Here is a 9,185-nt window from a genome sequence, read left to right as displayed (position 1 = left end):
GAGGAAGTTGTGCCGCGGCGGCGGACAGGAGGTCGCCCATTCCAGCGATCTGCCGTATCCCCAGGGGTCGTCCACGGTCACCTTCTCCCCGTATTTGGCGGTCTTCCAGACGTTGTAGAGGAACGGGAGGGTGGACAGGCCGAGCAGAAACGCGCCGATGGTCGAGATGGTGTTCAGCCCGGTGAATCCGTCCGCGGCCAGATAGTCGGCGTAGCGCCGCGGCATCCCCTTGACACCGAGCCAGTGCTGGACGAGGAAGGTGGTGTGAAAACCGGTGAACAACGTCCAGTAATGGATTTTCCCGAGCCGTTCGTCCAGCATTTTTCCGGTAAATTTCGGCCACCAGAAGTAGAATCCGCCGAACATCGCGAACACCACGGTCCCGAAGACAACGTAGTGGAAGTGGGCGACCACGAAATAGCTGTCGCTGACATGGAAGTCGAGGGGCGGCGAGGCCAGGAGCACCCCGGTGAGCCCGCCGAACAGGAAGGTGACGAGAAATCCGATGGCCCACAGCATCGGTGTCTCGAAGGACAGCGACCCTTTCCACATCGTCCCGACCCAGTTGAAGAACTTCACCCCGGTGGGCACCGCGATGAGGAAGGACATGAAGGCGAAGAACGGCAGCAGCACCGCCCCGGTGACGAACATATGGTGCGCCCAGACCGTGGCCGACAGCCCGGTGATGGAGACGGTCGCGGCGACCAGACCCGCGTATCCGAAGATCGGCTTGCGGCTGAACACCGGGATGATCTCGGTGATCACCCCGAAGAACGGTAGCGCGATGATGTAGACCTCGGGATGGCCGAAGAACCAGAACAGGTGCTGCCACAACAGCGCACCACCGTTGGACGGGTCGTAGACCCGCGCGCCGAACTTACGGTCCGCCTCCAGCGCGAAAAGGGTCGCGGCCAGCACCGGGAAAACCATGATCACCAGCACGCTGGTGAGCAGGACGTTCCAGGTGAAGATCGGCATCCGGAACATGGTCATCCCCGGGGCGCGCATACAGACGATCGTGGTGATGAAGTTGACCGCGCCCAGGATCGTGCCGAACCCGGAGAAGGCGAGCCCCATGACCCACATATCGCCGCCCAGATTCGGCGTATGCACCTTGTCCGACAGCGGCGTATAGGCGAACCAGCCGAAGTCGGCGGCCCCGTTCGGGGTGATGAATCCGGCCACCGCGATGAGCGAGCCGAAGAGATAGAGCCAGTAGGCGAACATGTTCAGCCGCGGGAACGCCACGTCCGGGGCGCCGATCTGCAGCGGCATGATGGCATTCGTGAAACCGGCGAACAGCGGCGTCGCGAACATCAGCATCATGATCGTGCCATGCATGGTGAACGCCTGGTTGAACTGCTCATTGGAGACAAGCTGGGTACCCGGCCGCGCCAGCTCCGCCCGCATCACCATCGCCAGCAGCCCGGCGAAGAGAAAGAAGGCGAAGGACGTCACCATGTACAAGGTGCCGATCTTCTTGTGATCGGTCGTGGTCAGCCAATTGATGATGACCGTGCCGACTCTGTTCCGGCTTTCCCGCTCGGGCTCCCGCTGCTCCGCCCGCCTCGCCTCTACCGCCATTGCTCCTCCGCCCGACGCCGTACGCGTCCGACGTTCATAACGCGACTGGGGCGGAAGTGGCTGCTATGACCCTTTGGTGGGCGTGTGACAGGAGTGGTCAAGAAAAGACCATGAGTGAGCGGTATGGGCGGAACCCGGGGTTCCGGCGCATGATGCGAGCATGACAGCAAATCTGACGCGTCGTCATATTCTTGGTCTGGCCGCCCTGCGCGGCGCCGCGGCCCTCGGGCTCACCCGGATAGCCCTCTCCCCGGCGGCCGCCGCCGACCGCCCCGCCCCCGCGGCGAGCGCCGAATACGCCCCGGCCGTCGTCGTCGGCTCCGGCTACGGTGCGGCGGTCGCCGCCCTGCGGCTCGGCGAGGCGGGCGTGAAGACCCTGGTCCTGGAGATGGGGCGACTGTGGAACGCCCCGGCCTCCGACGGCAAGGTCTACTGTTCGATGACCGCGCCCGACCGGCGCTCCATGTGGTTCAAGACCAGAACCGAGGCGCCGCTGGCCACCTTCCTGTGGCTGGACGTCATCAACAAGGACATCACGCCCTACCCCGGCGTCCTGGACCGCGTCCGCTTCCCCAATATGTCCGTCTACGTCGGACGCGGCGTCGGCGGCGGGTCGCTCGTCAACGGGGGCATGGCGGTCACCCCGTCCCGCGCGTACTTCCAGGAGGTGCTGCCCCAGGTCGACGCCGATGCGATGTACGCCACGTACTTCCCGCTCGCCAACCGCATGCTCGGCGCCGCCACCGTCCCGTCCGCCTGGTTCGAGTCCACTGAGTGGTACAAGTACGCCCGCGTCTCCCGCGACCAGGCGAAAACGGCGGGCCTGAAGACCGTCTTCGTCCCCAATGTGTACGACTTCGACTACATGCAGCGCGAGGCCGCCGGGACCGCCACCAAGTCCGCCCTCGCCCAGGAGGTCATCTACGGCAACAACTTCGGCAAGCGCAGCCTCGACAAGACCTATCTCGCGGCGGCCCTCGGCACGGGGAACGTCACCATCCGCACCCTCAGCCGCGCCCGCGCCATCCGCAGGGCCGCCGACGGCACGTACGTCCTGACCGTGGACCGCCTCGACGACACCGGCGCGGTCGTCGGTACCGACGAGATCTCCTGCCGCTCGCTCTTCCTCGGCGCGGGCAGCCTCGGCACCACCGAGCTCCTGCTGCGCGCCCGCGAGACCGGCACCCTGCCCGCACTGAGCCCGCAGATCGGCCGCGGCTGGGGCGGCAACGGCAACGTCATGCTCGGCCGCGCCAACCACATATGGAACACGACCGGCGCCAACCAGTCGACGATCCCGGTGATGGGGATCGACGACTGGTCCAACGCCACCAACCCCGTCTTCGCCGAGATCGCCCCGCTCCCGGCCGGCACCGAGACCTGGGCCAGCCTCTACCTGGCCATCACCAAGAACCCCGAGCGCGGCACCTTCACCTACGACGCCGCCAAGGACGCCGCCGTGCTGAACTGGACCGGCACCCAGAGCGCCCCCTCCGTCACCGCCGCCAAATCCCTCTTCGACCGCCTCAACTCCGCCAACGGCACCATCTACCGCTACGACCTCTTCGGCGACACCCGCGCCTTCGCCGCCGACTTCTGCTACCACCCCCTGGGCGGCTGCGTCCTGGGCCGCGCCACGGACGCGTACGGCCGGGCCGTCGGCTACGACAGGCTGTACGTGACCGACGGCTCGCTCATCCCGGGCTCAATCGGCGTCAACCCCTTCGTGACCATCACGGCCCTGGCCGAGCGCACCATGGCGCGCGTCCTGGCCGAGGACGGCGTGGGCTGACGCCACTACCGCGGCTGCCGCTACGGCTGCGCGGGCCCTTGGGAGCGCGGCAGCGGTTCGAGACCGTGCCGGCGCTCGCCCAGGACCCGCGCGCAGACCTCGGCCTCGCCGGCCGGACCGAAAACGCCCCCGGAACCGGCTTCGGAAGCGGCTTCAGAGGCAGCAGCCGACCTGCGGCGGGCCACGGCGACGTCGGTGTCCTCGGCCACCAGATCGGCGTTGATCGCCGCCGCGGCCTGGAACCCGGCCGCCTGCGCGACCGGGACGTTGGCCAGCAGGTCGGTGACGTTCCCCGCCGCCCACACCCCGGCCACCTCGGTGAGCCCGCTCGCGTCCGACGGCACATACGTCCCGACCCCCATGGGATGCTCCACCGCACTCAGCCCGAGGCCCGCCGGGACCTCGCCGCGCGCCACCATCCGCGACGCCACCGCCAGCGCCTCCACCGGCGCCCGCCGCCCCGAGGCCAACCGGACCCCGGCCAGCCGGTCCTCCACCACCTCAAGGCCCGTCACCTCGCCGTCGACCACGGCGATCCCCCGCGCGGCCAGCCGCTCCCACTCGTCCTCGGCCAACTCGGCACCGGTGTGCAGGAACAGCGTCACCTGAGCCGACCACTGCCGGAACAGCAACGCCTGGTGCACGGAGAGCGGACTGCCGCCCAGCACCCCGATCGGCGCGTCGCGGACCTCCCAGCCATGGCAGTACGGGCAGTGCAGCACATCCCGCCCCCACCGCTCCCGCAGCCCCGGCACCTCCGGCACCTCATCCACCAGCCCGGTCGTCACCAGCAGCCGCCGCGCCCGGAAGCGGCGTCCGCTCCCGGCCTCGACGACAAAGCCGCCCGCCACCCGCCGGGCGGAGACCGCCACGTCGGATACGACCTGCCCGCCGTACCCGGCCACCTCCTCCCGGCCGATCCGCAACAGCTCCAGCGGCGACACCCCGTCGCGGGACAACAGCCCGTGCGCCCCCGCGGCGGGCGCGTTACGCGGCTCACCGGAGTCGATCACCACCACGGACCGCCGGGCCCGCGCCAGCGTCAACGCCCCCGACAGCCCGGCGGCGCCCCCTCCGACCACCACCACATCGAACTCTTCAGCAACCTTGTCCTCGCTCATACGCCCACACTGCGCGGCACATGTCAGAACGGCCACTTCTCTTGCCGATCCAGCAAGGTCCACCCGATCAGCCCAGCAGGCATCAGCCTCAGGGGGCCTTTACGGTGAAAGAACAAGCCGCCGAACGCGTGGGGATTCCCGTGGTCAGCGAGCGGGTGGCGCGTGTCGGCTCCGTACAGCACCGGAAGGCGATACGGACATGGCCACAACGTCAGAAACGCCCGTTCTCGACACGCTCGCCGCCATGACAGTCGACTCGATCGACCGCTGTGGCCTGGACGACCGCACGCTCATCCTCACCCGCCTCGCCGCGCTCGTCGCCATGGACGCACCGGGGATCTCCTACCTCGCCCACGTCGATCCCGCTGTCAAGGCCAACCTGACAGCCGAGCAGTTGCAAGACGTTCTCGTCGCGATCGCCCCCGTCGTGGGCACGGCGCGCGTCATGTCAGCCGCGAGTCACATCACTAAGGCGCTCGGCTTCACCATCGCGTTGGCCGAGGCCGAAGCCGCGACAATAGCCGAGGCTGACGCCCGGCACCGGAGCAGGTCCTGAGCGAATAAAACGCGTCGCCCCGCTCTCGACCGAGGACGGCGAGAGCGGGGCGACGTCGGGAACGGGCGGCTGCTACGCCGCGGCCGGGACCACCTGGCGGTCGTCGACCGTGTCCGCGTTGTCCAGGGGGGACGCGGAGGCGTGCTCGTAGGCGTGCCGGTCGAGGATCTTCTCGCGGGCCGAGACGAGGACCGGGATCAGGGCCTGACCTGCAACGTTGGTCGCGGTGCGCATCATGTCTAGGATCGGGTCGATGGCCATGAGGAGGCCGACGCCCTCCAGCGGGAGGCCCAGCGTGGACAGGGTCAGGGTCAGCATGACGGTGGCGCCGGTGAGGCCGGCCGTGGCGGCCGAACCGATGACCGAGACGAAGGCGATCAGCAGGTAGTCGCCGACGCCGAGGTGCACATCGAAGATCTGGGCGATGAAGATCGCGGCGATGGACGGGTAGATCGAGGCGCAGCCGTCCATCTTCGTCGTCGCCCCGAAGGGCACCGCGAAGGACGTGTACTCCTTGGGGACGCCCAGGCGCTCGGTGACCTTCTGGGTGACCGGCATGGTGCCGACCGAGGAGCGGGAGACGAAGGCGAGCTGGATCGCGGGCCAGGCGCCCTTGAAGAAGTGCAGCGGATTGACCTTGGCGACCGTGGCCAGCAGCGTCGGGTAGACGCCGAACATCACCAGGGCGCAGCCGACGTAGATGTCGGCGGTGAAGGTGGCGTACTTGCCGATGAGGTCCCAGCCGTACTCGGCGATGGCGTAGCCGATGAGGCCGAGGGTGCCCAGCGGGGCGAGGCGGATGACCCACCACAGGGCCTTCTGCAGCAGCTCCAGGATGGCCTGGCTGAGGGTGAGGATCGGCTGGGCCTTCTCGCCGAGCTGGAGGGCGGCGACGCCCGCGACGGCGGCCATGAAGACGATCTGCAGGACGTTCAGCTCGGTGAACGGCGTGATGACGTCGGTCGGAATGATGCCGGTGAGGAAGTCCAGCCAGGAGCCCGCGTGGTCGGGCTTGGCGCCGTCCTGCGGGGTCAGGCCGGTGCCCGAGCCGGGGTTGGTGATCAGACCGATCGTCAGGCCGATGGCGACCGCGATCAGCGAGGTCGCCATGAACCACAGCAGGGTGCGGGTCGCGAGGCGCGCCGCGTTGTTGACGTTCCGCAGGTTGGTGATCGAGATCAGGATCGCGAAGAAGACGAGCGGCGCGACGGCGAGCTTCAGCAGCTGGACGAAGATCGAGCCGATCTTGTCGAGGGTGGTGACCAGCCAGCCGACGTCACCGCTGCGGGCGACCCAGCCGAGCACCACGCCGAGCACCAGGCCCAGCAGGATCTGCGCCCAGAACGGCACCTTGGGCAGGCGTATGGAGGACGACGTGGACGACGCGTCGGGGACGGATGACAACGGACACACTCCGAAGGCAGGGGAAGGCAGGGAAAGGCACGAAAAGCCAGGGGACGAGGTAGCGGACGAGGGTGAGCCAGGAGTCCGTACGGTCTCCGGCCGCTGAGGCGTGAGAAGCGGTCAGCGGCGGCGACAGGCCGCCGACCGGCAGCGGCAGAGATCGATGTGCAGGCGCGCCACGAGCGGGACGCTCATGGGGAAGCGGGGCGCGGCTGCGGTCGTCATGACAAGAACATTAACACCATGACTTTGAGTTCCCCATAGCCAAGCTTTTACACACAGGGGTGCGAACGGACAACGTCCCGCCTGCCAGCGGGAGCTGGAAGACGGGACGCTGAAGAGGTGTGAGGAGGGTTACAAGCAGAAGCCGTCAGAAAAGCGGAGGCGGAACGGCGGAGGCAGAAGCGCGCAGGTGTGGCTCAGACGCCGTCTTCCTGGCTCTGGTTCGCCGCGAGCCGCGCCTTGGCGCGGTCCACCCGCTCCGAGACCTGCACCGCCATCTCGTCGCGCTGCTTGCGCAGCAGGACGAAGCTCAGCGGCGCCGAGACGACCAGGGCCAGCAGCGCGACCCAGAAGAAATTGGAGCCGCCGAGCCCGGCGGGCACCACCCGGAAGTACACCAGGGCCCACATCACCAGGAAGGAGCCCGCGAAGATCCCCAGGCGCATGGCGGTGTAGCGGAACGTCGCGCTCGGCTTGAAAGGCACGGCCGTCTTCTTTCTGCTGGGAAGTCCTGCCCATCCAGTGAATCACGGACGCCCCAAGGCCTCCGCGACGACCCTGAGATCCGGGACCGGCCCCTGGTGGGCGTCGGGCACGGGCGGATGCCGGCGGTGTCAGGCGCGCATGGGCTGCGGCGCCTCGCGCCGGGCCGGGTCCGGCCCCTCGTACTCGCGGATGATCTCGTAGCGGGTGTTCCGCTCCACCGGGCGGAAGCCCGCGTCCCGGATCAGCTCCAGCAGATCGTCCCGGGTCAGCTTGTTCGGCGTGCCGTAGTTGTCGGCGTCGTGAGTGATCTTGTACTCGACGACCGAGCCGTCCATGTCGTCCGCGCCGTGGTTGAGCGCGAGCTGCGCGGTCCGTACGCCGTGCATCACCCAGAAGACCTTCACATGGGGGACGTTGTCGAACAGCAGCCGCGAGACCGCGAAGGTCTTCAGCGCCTCCGCGCCGGTGGCCATGGTGGTCCTGGCCTGCAGCCGGTTACGGACCTTGCCGTCCTTCATGTCCACGAAGTCGTGCTGGTAGCGCAGCGGGATGAAGACCTGGAACCCGCCGGTCTCGTCCTGGAGCTCACGCAGCCGCAGCACATGGTCCACCCGGTGCCGGGGCTCCTCAACGTGCCCGTACAGCATGGTGCACGGGGTCTTGAGGCCCTTCTCATGGGCCAGCCGGTGGATACGCGACCAGTCCTCCCAGTGGGTCTCGTGGTCGACGATGTGCTGCCGGACCTCCCAGTCGAAGATCTCCGCGCCGCCGCCGGTCAGCGACTCCAGGCCGGCGTCGATCAGCTCGTCGAGGATTTCCGAGGCCGGCAGCCCGGAGATCTTCTCGAAGTGGTGGATCTCGGTGGCGGTGAAGGCCTTCAGGGACACCTGAGGAAGCGCTTCCTTCAGGGCCTTCAGCGACCGCGGGTAGTAGCGCCAGGGGAGGGTGGGGTGCAGACCGTTGACGATGTGCAGCTCGGTGAGGTTCTCGTTCTCCATCGCCTTGGCGAGGCGGACGGCCTCCTCGATGCGCATGGTGTACGCGTCCTTCTCGCCCGGCTTGCGCTGGAAGGAGCAGTACGCGCACGAGGCGGTGCACACATTGGTCATGTTGAGGTGGCGGTTGACGTTGAAGTGAACCACGTCACCGTTCTTGCGGGTGCGCACCTCATGGGCCAGCCCGCCGAGCCAGGCCAGGTCATCGCATTCATACAGCGCGATGCCGTCCTCGCGGGACAGCCGCTCTCCGGCGCGGACCTTCTCTTCCAGTTCGCGCTTGAGACCCGCATCTTGGATAGACGCAGTCATGCGGCCGCCTCCCATACGTCTGCAATACGTCTGCTTATGTAGGCCTTTGCTTAAGTGGCCTTCCTGAGACTACGCCTTGACGTCGTCGGGCAGTTCGCCGACCCGGTTCTCCCACTTCGTGGACAGCACGATCGTGGTACGCGTACGGGCGACGCCCTTGGTCCTGGACAGCCGCCGGATGGTCCGCTCAAGACCGTCCACGTCCGAGGCGCGCACCTTGAGCATGTACGAGTCGTCGCCCGCGATGAACCAGCAGTCCTCGATCTCGGCCAGCTCACGCAGCCGCCCCGCCACGTCCTCGTGGTCGGCGGCGTCGGAGAGCTGAATGCCGATGAGGGCGGTCACCCCGAGGCCCAGGGACGCGGCGTCGACGGTCGCGCGGTAGCCGGTGATCACTCCGGCCGCCTCCAGGCGGTTGATCCGGTCCGTGACGCTGGGTCCGGAAAGGCCGACGAGCCGGCCGAGCTCCGCGTACGAGGCCCTCCCGTTCTCCCGCAGGGCCTGGATGAGCTGCCTATCCACCGCGTCCATATGCCGTGCGCCTTCCATTATTCAGAGATACAGCAAGTTTACACGCATAAACTAAGGTACAGAGGCTTCTCATCCTCTAGAACCTGAAGGCCCTACGGCCTGTGCGGGCGGGCCACGCGGTCAAGGCGACATGGCGGTACGGCCCGCTATCCGTCCCCGGCCCCACCCCGGAGTTCCCCCTC

The 9,185-nt window shown here is 67.8% G+C and carries 8 protein-coding genes; 2 read left to right on the top strand and 6 right to left on the bottom strand.

Annotated elements, in window-relative coordinates:
• Positions 1-1,584: aa3-type cytochrome oxidase subunit I (gene ctaD, locus CCN51_RS07315; protein ID WP_086859375.1), on the bottom strand; the 1,584-nt coding region annotated here is incomplete at its 3' end.
• A 160-nt stretch (positions 1,585-1,744) separates the two neighbouring features.
• Here ctaD and CCN51_RS07310 point away from each other — a divergent pair.
• Positions 1,745-3,376, top strand: coding sequence for a GMC oxidoreductase (locus CCN51_RS07310; protein WP_014178663.1), 1,632 nt, complete (start codon positions 1,745-1,747; stop codon positions 3,374-3,376).
• Between the two features lie 20 nt (positions 3,377-3,396).
• On the opposite strand, the gene CCN51_RS07305 is transcribed toward CCN51_RS07310, so the two are convergent.
• On the bottom strand, positions 3,397-4,497 hold the full coding sequence (locus CCN51_RS07305) for an NAD(P)/FAD-dependent oxidoreductase (RefSeq protein WP_014178662.1): 1,101 nt from the start codon (positions 4,495-4,497) through the stop codon (positions 3,397-3,399).
• A gap of 199 nt (positions 4,498-4,696) precedes the next feature.
• Here CCN51_RS07305 and CCN51_RS07300 point away from each other — a divergent pair, with 199 nt between their 5' ends.
• Positions 4,697-5,053 carry a carboxymuconolactone decarboxylase family protein gene (locus CCN51_RS07300; RefSeq protein WP_014178661.1) on the top strand — a complete coding sequence of 119 codons (357 nt, stop codon included), beginning with the start codon at positions 4,697-4,699 and terminating at the stop codon, positions 5,051-5,053.
• Positions 5,054-5,125: 72 nt separating this feature from the next.
• On the opposite strand, the gene CCN51_RS07295 is transcribed toward CCN51_RS07300, so the two are convergent.
• From CCN51_RS07295 to CCN51_RS07280, 4 genes are all read right to left on the bottom strand, one after another.
• Positions 5,126-6,457 (bottom strand): dicarboxylate/amino acid:cation symporter, encoded by a 1,332-nt coding sequence (locus CCN51_RS07295; protein WP_014178660.1) that lies wholly within the window; start codon positions 6,455-6,457, stop codon positions 5,126-5,128.
• Positions 6,458-6,876: 419 nt separating this feature from the next.
• Positions 6,877-7,164: a DUF4229 domain-containing protein gene (locus tag CCN51_RS07290; RefSeq protein WP_014178659.1), complete on the bottom strand. Its 288-nt coding sequence runs from the start codon at positions 7,162-7,164 to the stop codon at positions 6,877-6,879.
• Positions 7,165-7,293: 129 nt separating this feature from the next.
• Positions 7,294-8,472, bottom strand: coding sequence for an aminofutalosine synthase MqnE (gene mqnE / locus CCN51_RS07285; RefSeq protein WP_014178658.1), 1,179 nt, complete (start codon positions 8,470-8,472; stop codon positions 7,294-7,296).
• Positions 8,473-8,541: 69 nt separating this feature from the next.
• Positions 8,542-9,003, bottom strand: coding sequence for an Lrp/AsnC family transcriptional regulator (locus tag CCN51_RS07280; protein ID WP_014178657.1), 462 nt, complete (start codon positions 9,001-9,003; stop codon positions 8,542-8,544).
• Positions 9,004-9,185 lie beyond the last annotated feature (182 nt).

It is taken from the genome of Streptomyces milbemycinicus, assembly GCF_002154605.1.
In the GTDB taxonomy this organism is placed as follows: domain Bacteria; phylum Actinomycetota; class Actinomycetes; order Streptomycetales; family Streptomycetaceae; genus Streptomyces; species Streptomyces milbemycinicus.
Note: the sequence above shows the minus strand (reverse complement) of the source record. Positions and strands in the feature narration are given on the sequence as shown.